20 protein-coding genes are annotated in these 22,244 nt (G+C 63.4%); 7 read left to right on the forward strand and 13 right to left on the reverse strand.

What is annotated here, in order from left to right; translation table 11 throughout:
- The first annotated feature begins 46 nt into the window (after positions 1-46).
- The 5 genes from hda to panB all read left to right on the forward strand — a co-directional run bounded on the left by hda (position 47) and on the right by panB (position 4,212).
- A complete protein-coding gene (gene hda / locus CSZ94_RS09505; protein WP_034788687.1) occupies positions 47-715 on the forward strand; it encodes a DnaA regulatory inactivator Hda in 669 nt (222 codons plus the stop codon).
- Complete coding sequence (locus CSZ94_RS09510) at positions 715-1,386, forward strand: HAD family hydrolase (RefSeq protein ID WP_102121313.1); 672 nt, start codon at positions 715-717, stop codon at positions 1,384-1,386. The genes hda and CSZ94_RS09510 overlap by 1 nt, the downstream gene beginning before the upstream one ends.
- Entirely contained in the window at positions 1,379-2,752 is a 1,374-nt protein-coding gene (pcnB, locus tag CSZ94_RS09515) for a polynucleotide adenylyltransferase PcnB (protein ID WP_102121269.1), read from the forward strand. Before CSZ94_RS09510 ends, pcnB begins: the two co-directional genes overlap by 8 nt.
- Positions 2,752-3,228, forward strand: coding sequence for a 2-amino-4-hydroxy-6-hydroxymethyldihydropteridine diphosphokinase (gene folK / locus CSZ94_RS09520; protein WP_102121270.1), 477 nt, complete (start codon positions 2,752-2,754; stop codon positions 3,226-3,228). Before pcnB ends, folK begins: the two co-directional genes overlap by 1 nt.
- Before the next feature lie 108 nt (positions 3,229-3,336).
- Positions 3,337-4,212: a 3-methyl-2-oxobutanoate hydroxymethyltransferase gene (panB, locus tag CSZ94_RS09525; RefSeq protein ID WP_180977418.1), complete on the forward strand. Its 876-nt coding sequence runs from the start codon at positions 3,337-3,339 to the stop codon at positions 4,210-4,212.
- Between the two features lie 54 nt (positions 4,213-4,266).
- On the opposite strand, the gene CSZ94_RS09530 is transcribed toward panB, so the two are convergent.
- From CSZ94_RS09530 to CSZ94_RS09560, 7 genes are all read right to left on the reverse strand, one after another.
- Positions 4,267-5,754, reverse strand: coding sequence for an aldehyde dehydrogenase (locus tag CSZ94_RS09530; protein ID WP_102121271.1), 1,488 nt, complete (start codon positions 5,752-5,754; stop codon positions 4,267-4,269).
- A 30-nt stretch (positions 5,755-5,784) separates the two neighbouring features.
- Positions 5,785-6,636 (reverse strand): ABC transporter permease subunit, encoded by an 852-nt coding sequence (locus tag CSZ94_RS09535; RefSeq protein WP_102121272.1) that lies wholly within the window; start codon positions 6,634-6,636, stop codon positions 5,785-5,787.
- Positions 6,633-7,562 (reverse strand): ABC transporter permease subunit, encoded by a 930-nt coding sequence (locus CSZ94_RS09540; protein WP_102121273.1) that lies wholly within the window; start codon positions 7,560-7,562, stop codon positions 6,633-6,635. The genes CSZ94_RS09535 and CSZ94_RS09540 overlap by 4 nt, the downstream gene beginning before the upstream one ends.
- 7 nt (positions 7,563-7,569) lie before the next feature.
- On the reverse strand, positions 7,570-8,718 hold the full coding sequence (locus CSZ94_RS09545) for an ABC transporter ATP-binding protein (protein ID WP_102121274.1): 1,149 nt from the start codon (positions 8,716-8,718) through the stop codon (positions 7,570-7,572).
- Positions 8,719-8,851: 133 nt separating this feature from the next.
- On the reverse strand, positions 8,852-10,312 hold the full coding sequence (locus tag CSZ94_RS09550; protein WP_102121275.1) for an aspartate aminotransferase family protein: 1,461 nt from the start codon (positions 10,310-10,312) through the stop codon (positions 8,852-8,854).
- An 11-nt stretch (positions 10,313-10,323) separates the two neighbouring features.
- Positions 10,324-11,694, reverse strand: coding sequence for a glutamine synthetase family protein (locus CSZ94_RS09555; RefSeq protein ID WP_102121276.1), 1,371 nt, complete (start codon positions 11,692-11,694; stop codon positions 10,324-10,326).
- A gap of 80 nt (positions 11,695-11,774) precedes the next feature.
- On the reverse strand, positions 11,775-12,542 hold the full coding sequence (locus tag CSZ94_RS09560) for a gamma-glutamyl-gamma-aminobutyrate hydrolase family protein (RefSeq protein WP_102121277.1): 768 nt from the start codon (positions 12,540-12,542) through the stop codon (positions 11,775-11,777).
- Positions 12,543-12,818: 276 nt separating this feature from the next.
- Between CSZ94_RS09560 and CSZ94_RS09565 the strand changes: the two genes are divergently transcribed.
- Positions 12,819-13,964, forward strand: coding sequence for an MFS transporter (locus CSZ94_RS09565; protein ID WP_102121278.1), 1,146 nt, complete (start codon positions 12,819-12,821; stop codon positions 13,962-13,964).
- Positions 13,965-13,970: 6 nt separating this feature from the next.
- Here the strand turns inward: CSZ94_RS09565 and CSZ94_RS09570 are convergent, their stop codons facing one another.
- From CSZ94_RS09570 to CSZ94_RS09590, 5 genes are all read right to left on the reverse strand, one after another.
- Positions 13,971-14,636: a hypothetical protein gene (locus tag CSZ94_RS09570; protein ID WP_102121279.1), complete on the reverse strand. Its 666-nt coding sequence runs from the start codon at positions 14,634-14,636 to the stop codon at positions 13,971-13,973.
- Entirely contained in the window at positions 14,633-15,190 is a 558-nt protein-coding gene (locus CSZ94_RS09575; protein ID WP_258000886.1) for a sigma-70 family RNA polymerase sigma factor, read from the reverse strand. Before CSZ94_RS09575 ends, CSZ94_RS09570 begins: the two co-directional genes overlap by 4 nt.
- A 48-nt stretch (positions 15,191-15,238) precedes the next feature.
- Positions 15,239-17,119, reverse strand: a complete 1,881-nt coding sequence (locus CSZ94_RS09580) for a beta-propeller domain-containing protein (RefSeq protein ID WP_102121280.1) — start codon at positions 17,117-17,119, stop codon at positions 15,239-15,241.
- Positions 17,120-17,215: 96 nt separating this feature from the next.
- Entirely contained in the window at positions 17,216-17,839 is a 624-nt protein-coding gene (locus CSZ94_RS09585) for a trimeric intracellular cation channel family protein (RefSeq protein ID WP_070254674.1), read from the reverse strand.
- Positions 17,840-17,843: 4 nt separating this feature from the next.
- Positions 17,844-20,273, reverse strand: coding sequence for a penicillin-binding protein 1A (locus CSZ94_RS09590; RefSeq protein ID WP_102121281.1), 2,430 nt, complete (start codon positions 20,271-20,273; stop codon positions 17,844-17,846).
- A 144-nt stretch (positions 20,274-20,417) separates the two neighbouring features.
- Between CSZ94_RS09590 and CSZ94_RS09595 the strand changes: the two genes are divergently transcribed.
- The gene (locus CSZ94_RS09595) at positions 20,418-21,305 is read left to right on the forward strand and encodes an HTH-type transcriptional regulator ArgP (protein ID WP_102121282.1); all 888 of its coding nucleotides are present in this window, start codon (positions 20,418-20,420) and stop codon (positions 21,303-21,305) included.
- 165 nt (positions 21,306-21,470) lie between these two features.
- Here the strand turns inward: CSZ94_RS09595 and can are convergent, their stop codons facing one another.
- Entirely contained in the window at positions 21,471-22,142 is a 672-nt protein-coding gene (gene can / locus CSZ94_RS09600; protein ID WP_102121283.1) for a carbonate dehydratase, read from the reverse strand.
- Positions 22,143-22,244 lie beyond the last annotated feature (102 nt).

A 22,244-nucleotide genomic window follows, 5' to 3' on the forward strand; every position in this document is an offset into this window, starting at 1 on the left:
ACCACGATGCACATGCAGTAATGAAAAACAGGACAAGGCGTACGCCATGAAACAACTGGTGCTCGATTTAGGCACAGACCAGGCGCACAGCCTCGATACCTTCGAGGTGGGACAGAATGCCGAAGTGGCGCAGCTGATGCGCCAGTTCGCCGCGCGCACCTCGCGCGAACATTTTGCCTACCTGTGGGGCGAACTGGCCGCCGGCAAGAGCCATCTGCTCAAGGCCCTGGCCAGCACCGAGCGTGCGCGCTATATTTCGCCATTCTCGATCGAGTCCGAATTCGTGTATTCGCCAGACGTGGATCTGTACTTGCTCGACGATTGCGAAAAACTCTCGCCGCTGGCGCAGATCGATGCCTTTGCCCTGTTCAATGAAATCCGCGCCAACAAAGCCTACATGGTGTGCAGCGGCGCCGTGCCGCCCGCCGTGCTGCCCGTGCGCGAAGACTTGCGCACGCGCATGGGCTGGGGACTGATCTATCAAATCCACGGCTTGACCGACGATGAAAAAATCGCCGCCCTGACCCAGGCGGCCACCACCCGCGGCTTGACCTTGTCGCCGGGCGTGTTACCCTATCTGCTGTCCCATTTCCGGCGCGACATGCGTTCGCTGTCGACGATGCTGGACTCGCTCGACCTCTACTCCCTGGAAACCCAACGCCCGATCACCTTGCCATTGTTGCGCGAGTTGCTGCAGGCGGAAGCGAAAGAATGATGAATCTGGCCCTGTTTGACCTCGACCACACCCTGCTGCCCATCGACTCGGATCACGAGTGGGGCGAATTCCTGGTACGCATCGGTGCCGTGGACGCCGCCGAATTCACCCGCCGCAACGACGAATTCTTCGCGCAATACCAGGCCGGCACGCTCGACCCGGTGGAATACCTGGAATTTTCGCTCGGCACGCTGGCGCAATTCCCGCGCGAGCGCCTGGAAACGCTGCACCGGCAATTCATGACTGAAGTGGTCTTGCCGGCGATCCGCCCGGAAGTCGTGGCCCTGCTCAAGCAGCACCAGGACGCGGGCGACCTGCTGGCCATCGTCACGGCCACCAACCATTTCATCACCAAGCCCATCGCCGATGCGCTGGGTGTCGAGCACCTGCTGGCCGCCATGCCCGAATACGACGCCGAAGGCAATGTCACTGGCAAGCTGCTGGGCACGCCGACCCTGGGCGCGGGCAAGTTGACCCACACCCACGCCTGGCTGGAAAAGATGGGCAAGGAACTGGGACAGTTCGAGCGCAGCTATTTTTACAGCGATTCACACAACGACATACCCTTGCTGTCGGTCGTTACCCACCCTGTCGCGACCAATCCCAACACCGCTTTGAGCGTACATGCATCCCTCCACGGCTGGCCATCACTCCACTTATTCAATGATTAAAAAATTCATCCGCAAGATCCTCGGCGTTAAAAAAGAGGCAGCGCGCGACACCACGGCACCCATCGTGCTCGGTCCTGCGCAACACGGAATCGACCCGAAACTGGTGTCGTCGAATGCCATCCGCGTCACCAGCAGCCTGCAGGAAGCGGGCTTCGAAGCCTTCGTCGTCGGCGGTGCCGTACGCGACCTGCTGCTGGGCGTCAAACCCAAAGACTTTGACATCGCCACCAACGCCACGCCGGAACAGGTCAAGCGCTTGTTCCGCCGCGCCTTCATCATCGGCAAGCGCTTCCAGATCGTGCACGTGATGTTCGGCCAGGATTTGCTGGAAGTGACGACCTTCCGCGGCGCCGGTGCAGATTCCGCGCCCAAGGATGAACATGGCCGCGTCCTGCGCGACAACACCTTCGGTCTGCAGCACGAAGATGCGCTGCGCCGCGACTTCACCATCAACGCCATGTACTACAACCCGGCCACGCAGGAAGTGCTCGATTACCACGGCGGCGTGGAAGACATCCGCGCCAAGACCCTGCGCATGATCGGCAAGCCCGAAGAGCGCTACCGTGAAGATCCCGTGCGCATGCTGCGCGTGGTGCGCTTCGCCGCCAAGCTGAAATTCACCATCGAGCCGCACACGGCCGCGCCGATTCCCATCATGGCGCCGCTGATCAACAACGTGCCCGCGCCGCGCGTGTTCGACGAGATGCTGAAACTGCTGATGAGCGGCCACGCGCTGGCCTGTTTGCAGCAGTTGCGCAAGGAAGGCTTGCATCACGGCCTGCTGCCGCTGCTCGACGTGGTGCTGGAACAGCCGCTGGGCGCGAAATTCGTCACCCTGGCACTGCACGCCACGGACCAGCGCATCGCCGCCGGCAAGACCGTCTCGCCAGGCTTTTTGTTTGCCTCGCTGCTGTGGCACCAGGTGCTGGAAAAATGGACGGCCTACCGCGCCGCCGGCGAGTCGACCATCCCCGCGCTGCACCTGGCGGCCGACGACGTGCTCGATTCGCAAACGGAAAAACTCGCCTTGCAGCGCAAGATCGGTTCCGACATGCGCGACATCTGGTCGATGCAGCCCCGTTTCGAACGCCGAGTCGGCAAGGCGCCGCATAAACTGCTGGAACACCTGCGCTTCCGCGCCGGCTACGACTTCCTGCTGCTGCGCTGCGCCTCGGGCGAGATCGACATGGAGATCGGCGAATGGTGGACCGGCTTTTATGAGGGCGACGAGGAAACGCGCGAAGCGCTGCTCGTCAGCGCGAATGCCGCACCGGGCGCCGTCAAGAAGAAGCGCCCGCCACGCCGCAGCACGCGCAGCAAGACGAGTACAGGCGGCTCGACCACCGGCAGCAGCAGCGACGAATAATGGCAGTAACTGCTTACATCGGTATCGGTGCCAACCTGGGCGACGCGCGGGCAAATGTACAGGATGCGATTACGCGCCTGGCGCGCCTGCCCGGCGCCTCGCTGATCGACGTCTCGGCCAACTACCGCACGGCGCCCATAGCTTCGAGCGGTGACGACTACATCAACGCGGTGGCGCGCATCACGACCACCCTGCCGGCCGAAGAGCTGCTGCTGGCGCTGCACGCCATCGAGGCGGCGCACGGGCGCGAACGGCCTTACCGCAACGCCCCGCGCACCCTGGACCTGGACTTGCTGCTGTACGGCGATGAACAGATCGCCAGCGCCAGCCTGACGGTGCCGCATCCACGCATCACCGAGCGCGCCTTCGTGCTCGTGCCGCTGCTGGCCCTGGCGCCCGCCATCGTCGTGCCCGGCCTCGGGGCGGCGCAGGACTACCTGGCGGGCGTGACAGACCAGGCCATCAGCCAGCTCTGAGCGCCACGCGGCATTGCTCTACAATGCCGCCCCTGCACGCCGCCATATAAAGTACTACACTAGCGGCGTCGCAATCGCATCACCCTCCTTTCACTCTAGAGAATACCTATGTCCGCTTATTTGCAAGGAACAGATCTGGCCGCAAAAGACAAGGCCACCACACCGGTGCCGGCGCCATCCAAGCCTGTCGCCAACAAGGCCGTGACCATCCACACCCTGGCCACGCTGCGCGCCGCCCGCGAAAAGATCACCATGCTGACCTGCTATGACGCCAGCTTCGCGTCGCTGATGGACCGCTGCGGCGTGGAGATCCTGCTGATCGGCGATTCGCTCGGCATGGTCTGCAACGGCCACAATTCCACCCTGCCTGTCACCGTGGCCGAACTGGCTTACCACACGGCGTCGGTAGCGCGCGGCGCCAAGTCGGCCATGATCATGTCCGACCTGCCGTTCGGCGCGTATGGCACGCCTGAAACAGCCTATGCCAACGCCGTCATCCTGATGCAGGCGGGCGCGCACATGGTCAAGATCGAAGGCGGCGCCTGGCTGGCCGACACCGTCCGCTTCCTCACCGAACGCGGCATCCCCATCTGCGCCCACATCGGCCTGACGCCGCAATCGGTGCACCAGCTGGGCGGCTATAAAGTGCAGGGCAAGAGCACGGAAAGCGCCGCAGAATTGAAGAACGACGCGCTGGTGCTGCAAAACGCGGGCGCCGCCATCGTGCTGATGGAAGCCATGCCGTCGCAGCTGGGCAAGGAAGTCACCGACATGCTGACGATCCCCACCATCGGCATCGGCGCAGGGCCCGACTGCTCGGGCCAGGTACTCGTCATGCACGACATGCTGGGTGTGTTCCCAGGCCGCAAGGCGCGCTTCGTGCGCAACTTCATGGAAGGCGCGGCCAGCATCGAGGACGCCGTCACCGGCTATGTGAAAGCCGTCAAGGATGGCAGCTTCCCGGCGCTGGAACACTGCTTCTGATGGTATTCTGCCTGTCGGCTTGCGCGCTGTGCGCCAGGCCGACAGCGCTTCGTTTTACCCCACCTGTATCCACGTCGTCTTCAACTCCGTGTACTTGTCCAGCGCGTGCAGCGACTTGTCGCGCCCGTTGCCCGACTGCTTGTAGCCGCCGAACGGCACGGTGATGTCATCGCCGTCGTACTGGTTGACGTGCACGGTGCCGGCACGCAGGGCGCGCGCCGTCTGGATCGCCTTGCTGATGTCGGACGTCCACACGGCCGCCTGCAAGCCGTATGGCGTGGCGTTGGCCTGTTTCACGGCGTCGGCAAGGTCCGTAAAGCCCAGCACCGACAAGACGGGCCCGAAAATCTCTTCGCGCGCGATCGTCATGCCGGCGTCCACGCCGAAGATGGTCGGCTGCACGTAGTACCCGCCCGTCTCCGCGCGCACGGCTTCGCCGCCGCCGAGCAACTGCGCGCCTTCGTTCTTGCCGGCCGCGATATAGCCCATGACGGTGTTCATCTGCGTGGCGTCGACGATGGCGCCCATGACGGTGGCTTCGTCGAGCGGATCGCCGGGCTGGAAGCGGGGCAGCATGGCCAGCGCCTTGGCCAGGAATTCCTGCTTGATCGACTCCTCCACGAACAGGCGCGATGGTGCATTGCAGCTTTCGCCCTGGTTGAAGAAGATGGAACCGACGGCGGCTGCCACGGCCTTGTCCAGGTCGGGGCAATCGGCGCAAACGATGTTGGCGGACTTGCCGCCCAGCTCCGTCCATGCCCGTTTCAAATTCGACTGGCCCGCCATCTGCACGATCAGTTTGCCCGTGCGCGTGGAACCCGTGAAGCCGATGCAATCGACATCCATGTGCAGCGCCAGCGCGGCGCCGGCCTCATGGCCGTAACCTGGCAGCACGTTGAACACGCCGGCCGGCATGCCCGCTTCCAACGCGATGTCGGCCAGGCGCAGCGCCGTCAGCGGCGATTTTTCAGACGGTTTCAATATCACGCTGTTGCCGGCCGCGAGGGCCGGCGCGATCTTCCAGGCGGCCATGATCATCGGGTAATTCCACGGCACGATGGCGGCAACGACACCCACCGGTTCGCGCGTGATCAGGGCCAGGCTGTTGGCGGGAGTCGGTGCGATTTCATCGTAGACCTTGTCGATCGCCTCGCCATACCAGCGCAGGCAGTTAGCGGTGGCGCCCACGTCCACGCTCTGGCTGTACTTGATTGGCTTACCCATGTCCAGGGTTTCCAGCAGGGCCAGCTCGGGACCGTATTGCTGCACCAGGTCGGCGAATTTGATCAGCACGCGCTTGCGCTGCGCGGGCGACTTGCCTGCCCAGCGGCGGTCGTCAAAGGCGGCGCGGGCGGCCAGCACGGCCGCATCCACGTCGGCGGTGTCGCAGCGGGCCACCTGTCCCAGCAAGCGCCCATCGATGGGCGACAGATTGTCGAAAGTCTGGCCAGACCTGGCCCCCATCCGTTCGCCATTGATGAAGGCGCGTCCATCGATCGTGAGCGCTGCTGCCCGTGCATGCCAGCTGGTGTTTTCCGTCATGGTCGTCTCCTGTGTCAGTTTAAGAGCAGCTTACTCCTGGTCTGCCAAATAGGCCGCAGACAGTTGCTTGCGGCGCTGCCGGTCGGTGCGCGCCAGCATCACCGCATATACGATCACGGCGATCGTCACGACGAGGATCGTCAACGCGGCGATGGCATTCACGCGCGGATCGAGCCCCAGACGCGCGCGCGAAAAGATCACCAGCGGCATCGTCGTCGAACCGGGGCCGGACAAAAAGGCCGACAGCACCACGTCGTCGAGTGACAGGGTGAACGTCAGCAGCCACGCCGAGGCCAGCGCCTGCGTGATGTTCGGCAGAGTCACGAGGAAGAATACCTGGTGCGCGCGGCAGCCCAAGTCCATTGCCGCTTCGGCCAGCGACTTGCTCATCTCCTGCAGGCGCGACTGCACCACCACGGCCGCATACGCCATGCCCAGCAGGGTGTGGCCCAGCCAGATCGTCAGCACCCCCCGCTCGGGGAAACCGAAGACTTTTTGCATGGACACCAGCATCAGCAGCAGGGACAGGCCGATGATCACTTCCGGCATCACCAGCGGCGCGCTGACCATGGACGAAAACAGGGTCCGGCCGCGAAAGCGTTGGTAGCTGGTCAAGGCAAAGGCGGCGAACGTGCCGAGGACGACGGACGACGTGGCCGACATGAAGGCAATCTTCAGCGACAGGCCGAAGCCCGAGATGATTTCCGTATCGTTCATCAACTCGCTGTACCAGCGCAGCGAAAAGCCGCTCCACACCATGTCCTGGCGCGAGCTGTTGAACGAAAAGACGATCAGCACGATGATGGGCAGGTAGAGGAACAAATAGCCCAGCGAAAGCCAGCCGCAGCCGAACCAGCGCTGTAAAAAGGTACGTCCGTTCATGTGCGCTCCTCCGCGTCCTGGTCCGTCTTGTATTTGTTGAAAATGGCCATAGGCACGAGGATCAGCAGGATCACCAGCACCGTCACGGACGACGCCATGGCCCAGTCGTTATTGGTGAAATATTCATCCCACAGCACGCGGCCGATCATCAGCGTTTCCGGGCCGCCCAGCAGCTCGGGAATTACGTATTCGCCCACGGAAGGAATGAACACCAGCATGGCGCCGGCGATGATGCCCGACTTCGACAGCGGCACCGTGATGCGCCAGAACGCCTGCAGGGGCGTGGCGCCCAGGTCGCCCGCCGCTTCCAGGAAACGCATGTCCATCTTCACCAGATTCGCATACAGGGGCAGGATCATGAAGGGCAGATAGGCGTACACCATGCCGACCACCAGCGAAAACGAGGTATTCATCATGTGCAGCGGTTCACTGACCACGCCCAGCGCGATCAGCAGGTCGTTGAGCAAGCCGTGGTTGGCCAGGATGCCCTTCCACGCATACACGCGTAGCAGGAAGGAGGTCCAGAACGGCAGCATCACCAGCATCATCAACACGGGACGGATCGACGGCTTGGCGCGCGCCATGAAGTAGGCGAACGGGTAGCCAATGAACAGACAGATGGCCGTGGTAATGGCCGCGTACTTGATGGAACTGAGGTAAGTGAGCAAATACAGTTCATCGGCGGCGATGAACAGATAGTTGGCGATTTTGACCTTCAGCACGACGATGCCGTCGACGTACGACAGCAAGCCGCCGAAGGGGCTGCCTGCCGTGTCCATGTCGGACAGGCTGATGCGCAGCACGATCAGGAAGGGCACCAGAAAAGCGGCCGTCAGGAACAGCGACGGCACGGCGATGACGGCGTTGCGGCCCGTCAGCCAGCGCAAGGTGACGAAGTGGCGCAGCGATTGCAGGAGGGACGTCATGATGGCCTCAGCTGGTCAGCACGACGATATCGGCGCCATCCCACCATACCCACACGCGCTGTTCGCGCTCGAGGCGCGCGGCGTCGTGACGGGCCGCGTTGGTGCGCGAGACTTTCACCAGCGTGCCGCTGTCGAGGCGCACATGGTAGCTGGTTTCATTGCCAAAATACGCCATGGCGACGATCACGCCCTGGGCGCAGTTGTAGCCGTGTTCGGCCGCCGACGCGCGCTCTTCCAATGTAGGTGCTTTGATCTGGATACCGATTTTTTCGGGGCGCACGGCCACCGAGACATCCATGCCCAGGTTGCCCGTGATGCCATGCGCGACATACTGGCGGCCGTCGGGCGTGTCGATGACCACGTGATCGGGTTCATCTTCCGTGATGCGCCCGTCGAACAGGTTGACGCTGCCGATGAAGTCGGCGACGAAGCGGCAGTTCGGCGTTTCGTAGATTTCACCGGGCGCGCCCACCTGCAGGATGCGCCCTTCGCTCATGACGGCGATGCGCGTGGCCATGCTCATGGCTTCATCCTGGTCATGCGTGACCATCACGCAGGTCACGCCCACCTGTTCGATGATGTTGACCAGCTCCATTTGCGTGCGTTCGCGCAGTTTCTTGTCGAGCGCGCCCAGCGGCTCGTCGAGCAGCAGCAATTGCGGACGCTTGGCCAGGCTGCGCGCCAGCGCCACGCGCTGCTGCTGGCCGCCCGACAGCTGGTGCGGCTTGCGCTTCGCGTATTGGCCCAGTTGCACCAGCGCCAGCATCTGTTCGACGCGCGCGGCCACTTGCGCTTTCGGCAAGCCGTCGCGGCGCAGGCCGAAGGCGATGTTATCCCACACGGACAGATGGGGAAACAGCGCGTACGACTGGAACATCATGTTGATGGGCCGCTGGTGCGGCGGCACATCGACGATGCTGTTACCCGCCAGGGCGATGCGGCCCGAGGTCGGCGTCTCGAAGCCAGCCAGCATGCGCAGCAGGGTAGACTTGCCGCAACCTGAACTACCGAGCAGGGCGAAAATCTCGCCCTTGTTGATCGTCACGGAAATCGCATCGACGGCGCGCACGCCATCGAATTCCTTGACCAACTGATCAATCAGCAAAAAAGGCGCTTGGGCGTCGCAGGCCGACGCGGCTGGTATTGCTATCGTCATGTGTGGATGCTTTGGTAGAGGGTGTCAAAATGAAAAACTGGCCGCTACAGGAGCGGCCAAGATGGAAGTTTAGCGGAACTGCCGCCACTGCGGTCCAAAAATCGCGCAGATGGCGGCAAAACGGGGCAAAAACCTACACCCAGCCCTTCGCCTTCACATCTGCATGCGTCTTGTCCAAACACAGCCGTATCAAGGCCACCATTTCATCGATCTGCGCGCGCGTCATGACCAGCGGCGGAGCGACGATCATGCGCTCGCCCACGGCGCGCATGATGACGCCGTTGTCGAACAGGTGGCCGCGGCAGAGCATGCCCACGGCCTGGTCCTCGTCAAACAACTCGTTGTCATGCACGGTGGCGCCCTTCTTGCGCACCAGGTTCAGGCCCGCGACCAGACCGCAGCTATCCGCGTAGCCCACCAGCGGATGTTCCCCCAGGCTGGCAAAGCACTGTTTCAGGTACGGCCCCGTATCCTCGGCCACCTTCGCCACCAATTGTTCTTCCTCGATGATGCGGATATTTTCCAGCGCCGCCGCACAAGCGACAGGATGGCCCGAATAGGTAAAGCCATGCGTGAATTCGCCGCCCTGCTCAATCAGCACCTTGGCCACCCTGTCCCCCACCAGCACCCCACCCAGCGGCACATAACCGGACGTGACGCCCTTGGCAAATGTGATCAGGTCGGGCTTGATGCCGAACAGTTCGGAGCCGAACCAGCGCCCCAGGCGGCCAAAGCCGCAGATGACTTCATCGGCGATGAGCAAAATGCCGTACTTGTCGCAGATGCGTTGGATCTCGGGCCAGTAGGTACTTGGAGGGATGATGACGCCGCCCGCGCCCTGCACCGGCTCGCCGATGAAGGCGGCCACCTTGTCGGCCCCGATCTCGAGGATTTTGTCTTCCAGCCAGCCCGCCGCTTTTATACCGAATTCCTCGGGCGTCAATCCGTGGCCCGCTTGCAGGTAATTCGGCTGGCCGATATGCGCGATGCCCGGTATCGGCAAGCCGCCCTGCGCATGCATGCCATCCATGCCCCCCAGCGACGCTCCCGCCACCGTGCTGCCGTGATACGCATTGTGGCGGCTGATGATGGTGTGCCGTTCCTGGTAACCGAGGATGTCCCAGTAGCGGCGCACCATGCGCACATTCGTGTCGTTGCCCTCGGAGCCGGAACTGGTGAAAAACACGTGCTGGAACTGCGGCGGCGATATTTGCGCCAGCTTGGCCGCCAGTTGCACGGCCGGCACGTTGGTCGTGCCAAAGAAGCTGTTATAGAAGGGCAACGTCTCCATCTGCCGGTACACGGCTTGCGAAATCGAGGTGCGGCCATAGCCCACGTTGACGCACCACAGGCCCGACATGCCGTCGACGATTTTCTTGCCCTGGCTATCCCACAGGTAGACGCCATCGCCGCGCACGATCACCCTGGCGCCCTTGCTTGCCAGGTCCTGGAAATCGGTGAACGGATGCAGGTAGTGGGCCGTATCCATTTTCTGGATGGCGGCCGTGTCAACCACTTGCGGTACGGCGTTTTTCTGCGCCACGGAGGATACAAAAGCGGCGCTGGGCGCCAGCGGATTGTTTGTTGTGCTCATGCGTGTTCCTTTTAAACGTGTAATAACAGGTGTTCGCGCTCCCACGGACTGATGACGGTCATGAATTCCTGGTGCTCCAGGTCCTTGATGGCCGCATACACGTCGATGAAGCGATCTCCCAGCACCGTGCGCAGCTTGTCTTCTGCGCGCAGCAGCTGCAGGGCTTCGGGCAAGCCTTGCGGCAGCTCGAATTTCATGTCGTAGGCGCTGCCCACCATCATCGGCGTCGCTTCCAGTTGCTCCGTCATGCCCAGATATCCGCAGGCCAGCGTCACGGCCAGGGCCAGGTAGGGATTCGCGTCGGCCCCGATGATGCGGTTTTCCACGCGGCGGTCCTGCACGCCCGACTCGGGCACGCGAAAACCCACGGTGCGGTTGTCCAGGCCCCACTGGATGTTGATGGGTGCGGCCGTGTGGCGCACGATGCGGCGGTAGGAGTTGACGTAGGGCGCGACGATGGCCATGGCCGACGGCATGTAGCGCTGCAAGCCCGCGATGTAATGCTTGAAGATGGGCGCGGCCGAACCATCGTCGTTGCTGAAGATATTCAGGCCCGTCTTCGCATCGACGACACTCTGGTGCACATGCATGGCGGATCCCGGCTCGCCGGCCATGGGTTTGGCCATGAAGGTGGCGTACATATCGTGTTTCAAGGCCGCTTCACGCAGGGTGCGCTTGAAGAAAAAGACCTTGTCGGCCAGCCCCAAAGGGTCGCCGTGCAGGAAGTTGATTTCCATCTGTCCCGCACCGATCTCATGGATCAAGGTGTCGACGTCCAGGTTCATCAGTTCGCAGTAATCGTAGATATCCTCGAACAGGGGATCGAACTCGTTGACGGCGTCGATGCTGTACACCTGGCGGCTGGTCTCGGCCCGGCCGCTGCGACCGATGGGCGGCTTCAATGGCAAGTCCGGGTCCGTGTTTTTCGCCGTCAGGTAGAACTCCAGTTCCGGCGCCACCACGGGCTTCCAACCCTTGTCCGCATACAGTTTCAGCACGCGTCGCAGCACAGATCTTGGAGCAAAATCGACCAGCATACCATCGGCGAAATAGCAATCGTGAATGACTTGCGCAGTGGGGTCCGTAGCCCACGGCACCATGGTGATGGTGGTGGGATCGGCCTTCAAAATCATGTCGCGGTCGGTGCTGGAAATGGCGCGGTCATAGCCGCCATCGTCAACCGGGTAATTGCCCGTCACGGTCATGCCCAGCACCGCTTCCGGGATGCGCATGCCGCGCTCCTGGGTGAATTTCCCGCGCGGCAGGATCTTCCCCCGGGCCACGCCTGTCAAGTCGGGCACCAGACATTCAATTTCCGTGACGCGCTTTTCATTGAGCCACAAATCCATATCCGTATAGGTGAAATTTTCTCGTATTGCCATGTTTCCCTCTCGTTGGTCTTGCGCTTTTCCTGATTAAGCGCCGCATGGTGATGGTGCGGCGCGCCTGTCATCCTGCCCGGTCATTCTTTCTTTCTGTGCTGCTGTTCCTGGTAATCGCGGCACGCCTGGCCAAAAGCGCCTAACAGGCGCATCGAATGCGGGTTGTCTTCCACCCGCCATTCCGGGTGCCATTGCACGGCCAAGGTAAAACCGGCGGCGCTGGCCACCGTATAGGCTTCCACCAGGCCGTCGTCGGCCAAGGCTTCCACCAGCAAGCCATCGGCCAGCCGGGCGATGCCCTGGCCATGCAGGGAATTGACCATCATTTCGCTCTCGCCGCCCAGCAGGCGCGACAAAAGGCCTTCCGGCGCCAGCTTGATCCGGTGCGCGGATGCGTACTGGCGCGCCAGGGGATCGAGCCCATTCTCCCGATGGTCTTGCATGCCCGGCACCGCATGCACGGCCTGGTGCAAGGTGCCGCCCAGGGCCACATTGACTTCCTGGAAGCCGCGGCAGATGGCGAGCAAGGGCAGCTGCCTCGCCAGCGCGGTGCGAATCAGCGGCAAGGTGGTGGCGTCGCGCGCGGGGTCTTGCGGCAGGTCGGGATGCAGGATGTCTTCGCCATACAGGCGAGCGTCGACGTTCGAGGCGGAACCGGTCAGCATGATGCCGTCGGCGATCAGCAGCGCCGCTTCCAGGTCCGCGTCAGCTCCCAGGGCCGGCAGCAGCAGCGGCATGCAGCCGGCGCCGTGCAGCACGGCGTGCAGGTATTTGTCCTGCGCCATGTGCCAGGCATGGTTTCCCAGCTGGCGCTGGCAGGCGGGGACGAGAACGATGGGACGGCGCATAGAGTACTACCTCGCTGGCGTGACGATCCAATGACAGCGCCATGACAGCGCTGCCGCTCGCTACACTGTACAGCAGAGCCGGTAGAAACGGCCACACGTGGCCAACGGCGGCACACATCGCTTACACTACGGCTTCGCAATATTGCCTTTATTAAAATCATCATATGCCCGTCCGGCGCCAAACACCAGCACCACCGGCAAAGTCCCCTACTTTCCCATGCACCCACACCGTTTTCCAGCCTTCCGAAACTCCTTTTTCACCCTACGGGGGCAACCATGAAGAGCATGCCATGGCGTGATTTCTTCGCCCTCGTGGTCAGCATCGGCGTGGTCGGTCTGGGCCTGGGTGCCACCATGCCGCTCACGGCCCTGACCTTGCACCAGCGCGGTGTGGGCACGGATATCATCGGCATGATCACGGCCGTCAGCGCACTCGGCATCCTGGCCGCCTCGCCATTCGTCTCGCGTTGGGTGGGACGTTTCGGCGCGCGCGCCACCATGCTGGGCGCCGTGTGGGTGGCCTCGCTGGCGACGATCGCCATGCAGTTCACCGATCATCTGCTGGCGTGGAGCGTGCTGCGCTTCCTCTTCGGCGGCGCCATGGGCGTGCTGTTCACCATCGGCGAAGCGTGGGTGAACCGCCTGGCTCCCGACAATTCGCGAGGCCGCGTGGTGGCCATGTACACCACCAGTTTTACCTTCTTCCAGCTGATCGGCCCTGCCCTCGTCGCCCTGTTCAACGACCAAATCAGCTGGAGCTTCGCCGCCTGCGGCCTGCTGTTTTTGCTGGCCGTACCGGGCCTGATGCTGATCTCGAACAGCGGCCCGGAACGCGAAGCCGAAGAACAGGGTGTGAAATGGACATTGATCCTGCCGCGCATGCCGATGATACTGCTCGGTGCCGCCTTCTTTGCCCTGTTCGACACCCTGGCATTGAGCTTGTTGCCGCTGTACGCGATGCGCCACGGCATCAGCACGGACCTGGCCCTGCTGTCGGCCAGCGTGGTGCTGGTGGGCGACACGGGCCTGCAATTCGCACTGGGATGGATGGCCGACCGTTTCGGCCGCGCCAAAGTGCACGCGGGCTGCGGCGTGGCCGTCTGCCTGCTGCTGCCGCTGCTGCCGTTCGCCGTCGGCACGCCGTGGCTGTGGTGGACCTTGTTACTGTTGCTGGGCGCGGCGGCGGGCGGCATCTACATGCTGGCGCTGGTGGCCTGCGGCGAGCGCTTCACGGGACTGTCGCTGACCAGCGCCAGCGCCATCGTCAACGCCACCTGGGGCGTGACCAGCGGCGGAGGCCCCCTGTTGACGGGCGTACTGATGCAATCGGTGGGCGTGAACGCCCTGCCTGCCGTAATGTGGGTATGCGCCGCCATTTTCGTCGGCAGCGCCGTGTGGGAGCGCAGGAAGGGGATCGTCTAGCGCGCGCTACTTCGGTATTTTTTCCAGGCGCTGCCGCAGCTCCTCGGCCACGGGATACTCAGGATACGCCTGCCGGAACGCGGCCCATTCCTCCTGCGCCAGCGCCGCTTCGCCCGCTTTTAACAAGGCGTCGATCTTCACCAGCCATACGCCAGCATCAAGCCTGGCCGGCGGCGGCAACGGCGCCGACTTTGCCGCGACGGGAGCGGGCATAGCCAGCGCGCGCTGCACCGGTGCCTCGCGCTGCAGGCTGGACTCGGCCTGCATGGTGGCTTGCTGCTGCATGGCCCGCTGCATGTCCGTGGCTGGCGGCACTGGCGCCGCAGCCGGCATCACCTCCTGCGTGACCGGTTCCCCGACCACGGGAAATTGCGCCTGCTTCGAGCCGAACCAGTCGACGCCGATCAGGTTTACCGTCAGCAGCACGGCTGCCGCCAGCCCCAGCGGAATGCGCCAGCGCTGCAGATAGTCCGGCGATTTCTTGGCTGGCAAGGTGCGCAGCACGCCATCGGCGCTGTCGTTCGCGGCCACCGGCTTGTGCAGGGCCTTTTCCGCGTCTGCCAAAATGGCCGCATCGAGCGCGCTGCAAGGCGCTGGCTGCGGCAAGCTGGCCAGCAGCGCCTTCAATTGCTCGTCATTCGGTTCATCGTGATCTTGATTGTGCGTATTCATGACTGTCCTCCCGCGCTGTCCAAGCCCGCGCGCAATTTCTGCATGGCGTAGCGCAGCCGGCTCTTGACGGTTTCCGCTTCCGCCCCCGTCACCACGGCGATCTCGAGGATGCTCATGCCGCTGAACTGCTGCAGCACCAGCGCCTCCTTTTGCTCGGTGGGCAACGCGGCGATGGCCGCATGCAGCAGTGCGTGCTGCTGTTTCTGCTCCAGCGATTGCGACGGCGATGCGCCCTCGTCGGCCAGCTCGCCTGCTTCCCCTTGTTCCTGCCCTTCCCGCTGGCGCAGTAGGTCGATCAGACGGTTGCGCGCGATCTGGTACAGATAGGTGCGGAAAGCCGCCTGCGGCTGGTAGCCCTTGCGCGCCGCATGCAGGCTGGCCCACGCATCCTGCACGATCTCGTCGACCCAGGCGCGGCGCGGCGCACGCCAGGCCACGAAGCGGTACAGGCCCTGGCTATGGCGCCGGTACAATTCGCGAAACGACGGCAGGTCGCCCGCGCGGTAGCGCAGCATCAGGTCTTCATCCGTCGCGGTGAGTAAAGTATCGGGCATGCGGACCAGTGTAGCCGAACTACGCGGCAACGACAATTCCCTATTCCTTCAGCGTAAAGTGGACGCGATGGGCGCATAGCTGATGCGGCGCACTTCGCGGATCTGCCCGTCCTTCAGCGCCCCTTCCACCAGTTCATAGCCAAGCAGGGCGAAGGCCCGGCCCTGCAGAAACAGGGGCCGCGCATTGCCATACCAGTCCACGCAGGAAGCGCGGCAGCCGTCGTCCGGCGCCGGGCCCGGCCGCGCCGCCAGCGCGGCCAGCTCCGTCAACTGCAAGCTGCTGTTACGCAGATAGAGAACGGATGCGCCTGACTTGTTGAGGCCAGGCCGCTCGTCCGCGCCCAGGATGGGTAGCCCGATCATGCCCTCGCTGGCCGTTTGTGGCTTGTAGAAAAAGCCGTGGCTGCGCGACTCGCCCTGCGCCGCATCGGCGCGGATGTAGCGCGTGGCAACCTCCGCCTGCGCCCCCAGGCGGATGCTGCTGAAGTGCATATCCTTGCCCTGCGCGCCGATCACCACGGCATCATTGCCCAGCGCCTCGATGCGCTCCACGCCGTGCGGCAGGGATATGGCTTGCACACTGCCCGCATCGGCCCAGCGCACGGCATACAAGGGCTGGCGCGGCCAGGCCTGATCCGCCTGCCGCCTGCCGCCATTGCCCGGAATGCCGTACAACAGATACGAGCCCACATAGCGGTTCTGCAGACCGTAGCCGCCACCGCCGGGCAGCGGCTTGTAGCTGCTGGCGGGCGCACTGTCACGGCCATCGGAAAACGACGTCAATGGCACGCGCAGCAAGGCCATGTCGCCGCGCCCCCGCGCGCCATCCCACATGGCGTCGCCCTGGCCTTCGGCGCGCAGCAAAACGTTGAGGTGGCCGTCAAGGCTTTCCAGGAACGAGAACTGGTCGACGGGTGCGCCCGCCACCTTCAGGGCGCTGGGCGCCGAACCATCGAGGGGAATGCGGAACACGCCCGAGTCGCGGCCCCGGCGCGTGGTCCACACGAAAACGGACTCGCCCGACACATAAAATACGCGGCCCTGCGGCCCCATCACGGCGGTCGCTTCGCAGCGCATGTCGCGCTGCGCCAGGTCGCACACGGTGACGGTGTGCAGGGTCAGGCCGGCGCCCGGTTCGGGCTCTTCATCGGTGCGGTAAATGCGCGTGGCCGGAGCGATGCGCTTGAAGTCGGACGGCACCGTATCGGGACGCCAGCGGCGCAGCGCCGGGAAGCCGCCAAAGGGGTCGCCCCGGTGCAAGTTCAGCGACAGGGGCGAATAGAACACCAGTTTGCTGCCGATCAGCCGGCTGGCGTAATTGCGCGATGAATAATAATCGTTGGAGCGCAAGTGATAGGTGGCGCGGTAGGCCAGCTTGCCGTCTGCCGCCATGTCGAACAGGCCGATTTCCGTGCCGCCACGGCTGTAGCTGTAGCCGATCACCACCACCGTATCGCCATCGATCAGCATTTCATCATACCAGCTGCCCGACGGATCGCTGCCTGGCGCGAACGCGTCGAGCGCGGCGACGGTCTGCAGGGCATTGCCCCCCAATGCCACCGTAAACAGCTTGCAGCGCCGGAGCATCACCAGGTGCTTGCCATGCAGCTTGACGATGCCGCCTTCGTCCACGCCCGCCGTCTGCACATTGGTGACGGATTCCGCCGCTTCTGCCGATGCTACCGGCGCGGCTTTCGCCGCCATCGGCGCTGGCGGTGGCGCGGCCATGTACTGCGCCGTGGCGCGCTGCAGTTTCTGCTGCTCTTTCTGCAGCGCCGCCTGGCGCGCCTGCAATTGCTGCAGATAGGTGCCCAGCGCCTGCTCGCTGGCGAACGATGTCAGTGTCTTGCGCGGTGTCGTGTCGGCCGCGTGGCTACCTGCCGACAGCAGCAGGGACAGTATCAATGTGATCTTGAGGGCGCTGGACATCGCTTCTTCTCCGGTTGGCTGGGGTGACAACCATGAAACGCAGCGGCGCAGAAAAAGGGGTTAAAGGCGCGTAAAAATATTCACGCGGCTGCGGCCTTACTCAAATCCCCGTATGCGGTCGCCATTGAAATTCGGCAGGCGCCACTCGAAGTGCAGGGCCAGGAAGCGAAACAGGAAACCGGCACCGATGGACGCCAGCTGCGCCACGGAGCTGTCGACCTTGAAGTACAGCAGGCCCACATACAGGCTGCCCGTAAACAGGGCCACGGTGGCATACACTTCGCGCTGCAGCACGAGGGGAATCTGGTTGCACAGGATATCGCGTAGCAGGCCGCCGAAGACGCCCGTGATCATCCCCGCCAGCACGACGATGGCCGGGTGCATCTTGGCCGACATGGCGATGTCGCAGCCGATCACGCAAAACGCCACCAGGCCCAGTCCATCGACCAGTAAAAAAATCGCGCGCAAATGATGCAGGTAGCGCGCAACAAAGGCCGTGACGACGGCCGCGCCGATGGTAAACAACAGGTATTCGGGATGCGCGATCCAGCCCAGCGGATAATGCCCCAGCAGCACGTCGCGCACGGTGCCGCCACCCAGCGCCGTGACGGTACCGATCATGCAAATGCCGAACAAATCCATGCCGCGCCGCATGCCCATGATGGCGCCGGACATCGCTTCGGCGACAATCGCCACCAGGTAAATCGTATATAACAGCATGCTCTTACTCTTCCGAAAATGATTTGAGAATTTGTTCGCGTTCGCGCGCTTCGCTCAGGGTGCGCGCCTCGCTCGTGCCTGTACTGGAACCGCCATTGCCAGCGTCACCGTGCGCCATGCGCGTATCCGCATCGCCGCTGCCGCAGCTGACACTGCTGTGGATAAAGGCGTGGCTGTCTCGCAGGCAGTCGCCAGCCAGGTACTCCTCATACACATAATCGCCATCGAGCAGCGCCAGGCCTGGCGGTTCGGCCAATACCTGCTCGCGGCGGCCCTGCACGGCCACTTGCATGTAGTCGCGCCAGACGGGCAGCGCCAACGTCCCCCCGGTGGCGTTACCCAGGCTTTTCGGCTGGTCGTAGCCGAGCCAGACGACGGACACCAGGCCCGAGGAATAGCCGGCGAACCAGGCGTCGTATGCATTGTTCGACGTGCCCGTCTTGCCTGCTGCGTCGCCGCGTCCCAGCGCCAGCGCGCCGCGTCCCGTGCCGCTCTTGACGACATCGCGCAACATGCTGTCCATGACGTAGGCATTGCGCGTGGTGATGACTTGCGTGCCCTGCACCGGTTCGCCTTTCGGACGCGGCGCCGCATCGCTGAACAGCACTGCGCCGCTGCGGCTACGCACTTCCTTGATCAATTTTGGCGGCATCTGCATGCCGCCATTGGCGAATACGGCATACGATTGCGCCAGTTGCAGCGGCGTGACGGCGCCCGCGCCCAGCGCCAGCGGCAAGGAGACGGGATTGCGCGCGCCCTCGAAGCCGAAGCGCGTGGCGAAGTGCTGCACGTAGCCGGGGCCGGCCGCCTGCATCAGGCTGACGGCCACCAGGTTCTTCGAGCGCACCAGACCGCGCCGCACGCTGATGAAGCCTTCATAGTTATTGCCGTAATTGCGCGGACGCCAGGGCCGCGCGCCCGTTTCCCGCGGCAGCAGCAGGCGCTGCGTGTCGTCCACGGCCGTACCGGGAAAATATCCCTTTTCCAGCGCCGCCGAATACACGAAGGGCTTGAAGCTGGAACCGGGCTGGCGGTACGCCTGCATGGCATGGTTGTAGTGATTGCGGTAGAAATCGAAGCCGCCCGCCATGGCGACGATTTCGCCGCTGTGCGCATCAACGGAAATGAGCGCGCCTTCCATCTCGGGCAGCTGGCTCACCAGCCAGCGCTTCTTTGCGACGTCGTGCACCACGCGAATCACGCTGTTTTCAACGATGGCGCGCTTGCCATCCCACTGCAGCTTGCCGCCCAGGCGCGCATCCGAAGCGGTCAGCACGATCTCGTCGCCATTGCGCAGCTGCGCCGTCAACTGACGCTTGCCCGACGTTCCGACCTTGCGCACCAACGCAGCGCGCAATTCTCCGCTGTCAGGAAAGGCGGCCAACTGGCGCGCGACGCTGTCTGCGGAGGCGGCCAGGCGCGCTTCCGGGCCACGATAGCCACGCCGCGCCTGCGCGTTCAGCAAGCCATCGCGCAGCGACTTGTCGGCTGCCCGCTGGGGCACCATGCGGATGGTGGTGGTCACGTCCAGGCCCATGCTGTAGGCGCCTTCGGGATAGCTTTGCAGGATCAACTGGCGCGCTTCCTCGACCGCATACGCGGCTGCATGCACGGAACTGTTGCGGTCCTTGTTCAAGGCCAGTTTTTCCGCCACGGCGGCGGCGTATTCGGCTGGCGTGATGTAGCCGAGTTCGCGCATGCGCTGCAGGATATAGTGCTGGCGCACGGTGGCGCGCTGCGGATTGGCGACGGGGTTGTAGGCCGACGGCGCTTTCGGCAAGCCGGCCAGCATGGCCGCTTCGGCGATGCTGACCTCGGCCAGGGGCTTGTTGAAATAAATGTTCGAGGCGGCGGAAAAACCGTAGGAGCGCTCGCCCAGGTAAATCTGGTTCATATACAGTTCCAGCAGCTTGTCCTTGCCATAGTGCTGTTCCAGCTTGTAGGCGAGCAGCATCTCCGTCAGCTTGCGCTGTATGGTCTTGTCGCGCGACAGGAAAAAGTCGCGCGCCACCTGCATGGTGATGGTGCTGGCGCCCTGCGCATGGTGGCCCGTGACGATGTTGGCGAGCGTGGCGCGCGTCAAGCCATAGAAATCGACGGCGCCATGCTCGTAGAAACGCGCATCCTCGATGGCCAGCAAGGCCTGGCGCATGCGCAGCGGAATATCCTTCAAGGGCAAAAATTCGCGCCGCTCCTCGCCGTACTCGGCCAGCAGCTCGCCTTCGCTGGAGAAAATGCGCAGCGGCAGCGCGGGCTTGTACTGGGCCAGGTGCTCGACGGCCGGCAAATCCTGCCATGCCTGGCGCAGCCACCAGCCGCTCGCCAGCGCTGCGGCCAAGGCCAGGCCCAGGGTCAATCCCAGGCCAAATTTCAGATTGCGCGCCAGCTTCGAAGGCGGCTTGCGGGTGCTAGTGGCGTTCGCTTGTGCTTCCATGGTGGTATTTCCTTGCTGCCAGGAGGCCGCATACGCGTACGCGGCACTCCATCAAAGAAGCATTGTGCACTGCAACACACCTATCCTTATAAAAAGTAAGTATTATTTAGTATTGATAAATTTTTCTTATGTTAGGCGTGCATCATGAACCTGAATCCCAAGCACACGGAAGCGTTCCGCGCCGTCGTCGAAACGGGCAGCTTCGAGCAGGCGGCATTGCAGCTGCACCTGACCTCGCCCGCCATTTCCCAACGCGTGCGGGCGCTGGAAAGCCAGCTGGGCAATGCCTTGATCGTGCGCAGCCGCCCCGCGCACGCCACGCGCATGGGCCAGCGCCTGATGCAGTATCTGAAACGCGCCAAGCTGCTGGAAGCCGATTTGCAGGCGGAACTGGCGGTGCAACAGGATGCCCCGCTGACCCTGGTGCTGGCGCTGAACGCGGATTCGATGGGCACCTGGTTTTTCCCCGCCCTGTCCGAGGTGCTGATACGCGAGCGCGTGCTACTGGACCTGACCGTGGAAGACCAGGACCACACCTATACCCTGCTGGAGACGGGCATGGCGATTGGCTGCATCAGCACCGAGCCCAAGCCCATGCGCGGCTGCACGGCCGAGCCGCTGGGGGTGATGCGTTACTGGTTGGTGGCCACGCCCGCGTTCCGACAGCAGTGGTTCGCGCATGGCCTGACGCGCAAGGCGGCGCGCATGGCGCCCGTCGTCGCCTACACGCGCAAGGACACCTTGCAATCGTCGTTCCTGCAAGAGGCGCTGGGGCTGCCCGAAGGCGCCTATCCCTGCCATTACGTGCCGGGCGCCACCTCGCACTTCAACGCCATCCGCTACGGTCTCGGCTACGGCATGGTGCCGGAGTTGCTACTGAAAGCAAACACGTATGGCGAACTGGTAGAAATGCTCACGCCCAAGACCCCGGCCGACGTGGCCCTGTACTGGCATACGTGGAAGGTGCAATCGCCGCGCATGGAGCAGCTGTCGCGGCACATCATCGCGGCGGCGCGCAGCATGTTGAAATAGTTATCGCTGCATGTCCCGGCGCTTGCGCGCCGAGCGGCGCACCGAAAGTCTCGCTACTTTCATGACGACCGGCAGGGGAATGTGCCAAGCAACCGGGGGAAGTCCACTCCAGACAGACCCGGCCGCCTGAGAGGCACCGCGCCATAGGCGCGGCGCCAGCGTTGCTTACGCCGTCGCTTCGTAGCGGGCCAGGCGAGTCGCCATGCGCGGCGCCAGCTCGTGGCCGGCCGTGACCGTCACTTCCAGGTCGTTCAGCAAGCCATCCTTCAAGCCATAGACCCAGCCATGGACGCTGAGTTCCTGGCCCCGTTCCCACGCATCTTGCACGATAGTGGTCTGGCACACGTTCAAGACCTGTTCGACCACGTTCAGTTCGCACAGGCGGTCGCTGCGCTGGCGGCTGGTCAGCACATCGCCCAGATAGCGTTCGTGCTTCTGGCCCACGTCCTGCACATGGCGCAGCCAGTTGTCGACCAAGCCGATGCGCGTGCCCGTCATGGCCGCATGCACGCCCTTGCAACCGTAATGGCCGACGATGATGACATGTTTGACTTTCAGCACGTCCACGGCAAATTGCAGGACGGACAGGCAATTGAGGTCAGAATGCACGACCACATTGGCAATGTTACGGTGCACAAACACGTCGCCAGGCGCCATGCCCAGCAGTTCGTTGGCGGGCACGCGGCTGTCGGAGCAGCCGATCCACAGGTATTCGGGCGACGTTTGCGCTTCCAGGTTCTTGAAGAAGTTCGGGTCTTTCGCCACCATCGAGTCGGCCCAGCGGCGGTTACGCTGCAGCAGTTCCGCCAGGGCCAGGCCATTTTTCGGTTCGGTCATATCGCTCCCATTGTGTGAATACGACTGAGGGCCGCAGATCGCGCCCATAGGCCGGCGATGCGCGCACATTTCTCAGTCGTGGTGAAAAAAACGCCGGGATGT

Origin of the sequence: Janthinobacterium sp. ROICE36 (assembly GCF_002869965.1) — a bacterium.
GTDB lineage: Bacteria > Pseudomonadota > Gammaproteobacteria > Burkholderiales > Burkholderiaceae_D > Janthinobacterium.

Coding starts and splice junctions, on each gene's coding strand:
- CSZ94_RS09530 (WP_102121271.1), bottom strand. CDS start 5,754: ATGACGGAAAACACCAGCTGGCATGCACGGGCAGCAGCGCTCACGATC.
- CSZ94_RS09550 (WP_102121275.1), bottom strand. CDS start 10,312: ATGAGCACAACAAACAATCCGCTGGCGCCCAGCGCCGCTTTTGTATCC.
- CSZ94_RS09580 (WP_102121280.1), bottom strand. CDS start 17,119: ATGTCCAGCGCCCTCAAGATCACATTGATACTGTCCCTGCTGCTGTCG.
- pcnB (WP_102121269.1), top strand. CDS start 1,379: ATGATTAAAAAATTCATCCGCAAGATCCTCGGCGTTAAAAAAGAGGCA.
- CSZ94_RS09595 (WP_102121282.1), top strand. CDS start 20,418: ATGAACCTGAATCCCAAGCACACGGAAGCGTTCCGCGCCGTCGTCGAA.
- CSZ94_RS09575 (WP_258000886.1), bottom strand. CDS start 15,190: ATGCCCGATACTTTACTCACCGCGACGGATGAAGACCTGATGCTGCGC.
- CSZ94_RS09510 (WP_102121313.1), top strand. CDS start 715: ATGAATCTGGCCCTGTTTGACCTCGACCACACCCTGCTGCCCATCGAC.
- CSZ94_RS09585 (WP_070254674.1), bottom strand. CDS start 17,839: ATGCTGTTATATACGATTTACCTGGTGGCGATTGTCGCCGAAGCGATG.
- CSZ94_RS09545 (WP_102121274.1), bottom strand. CDS start 8,718: ATGACGATAGCAATACCAGCCGCGTCGGCCTGCGACGCCCAAGCGCCT.
- CSZ94_RS09565 (WP_102121278.1), top strand. CDS start 12,819: ATGAAGAGCATGCCATGGCGTGATTTCTTCGCCCTCGTGGTCAGCATC.
- CSZ94_RS09540 (WP_102121273.1), bottom strand. CDS start 7,562: ATGACGTCCCTCCTGCAATCGCTGCGCCACTTCGTCACCTTGCGCTGG.
- CSZ94_RS09570 (WP_102121279.1), bottom strand. CDS start 14,636: ATGAATACGCACAATCAAGATCACGATGAACCGAATGACGAGCAATTG.
- CSZ94_RS09590 (WP_102121281.1), bottom strand. CDS start 20,273: ATGGAAGCACAAGCGAACGCCACTAGCACCCGCAAGCCGCCTTCGAAG.
- CSZ94_RS09555 (WP_102121276.1), bottom strand. CDS start 11,694: ATGGCAATACGAGAAAATTTCACCTATACGGATATGGATTTGTGGCTC.
- can (WP_102121283.1), bottom strand. CDS start 22,142: ATGACCGAACCGAAAAATGGCCTGGCCCTGGCGGAACTGCTGCAGCGT.
- CSZ94_RS09560 (WP_102121277.1), bottom strand. CDS start 12,542: ATGCGCCGTCCCATCGTTCTCGTCCCCGCCTGCCAGCGCCAGCTGGGA.
- folK (WP_102121270.1), top strand. CDS start 2,752: ATGGCAGTAACTGCTTACATCGGTATCGGTGCCAACCTGGGCGACGCG.
- panB (WP_180977418.1), top strand. CDS start 3,337: ATGTCCGCTTATTTGCAAGGAACAGATCTGGCCGCAAAAGACAAGGCC.
- CSZ94_RS09535 (WP_102121272.1), bottom strand. CDS start 6,636: ATGAACGGACGTACCTTTTTACAGCGCTGGTTCGGCTGCGGCTGGCTT.
- hda (WP_034788687.1), top strand. CDS start 47: ATGAAACAACTGGTGCTCGATTTAGGCACAGACCAGGCGCACAGCCTC.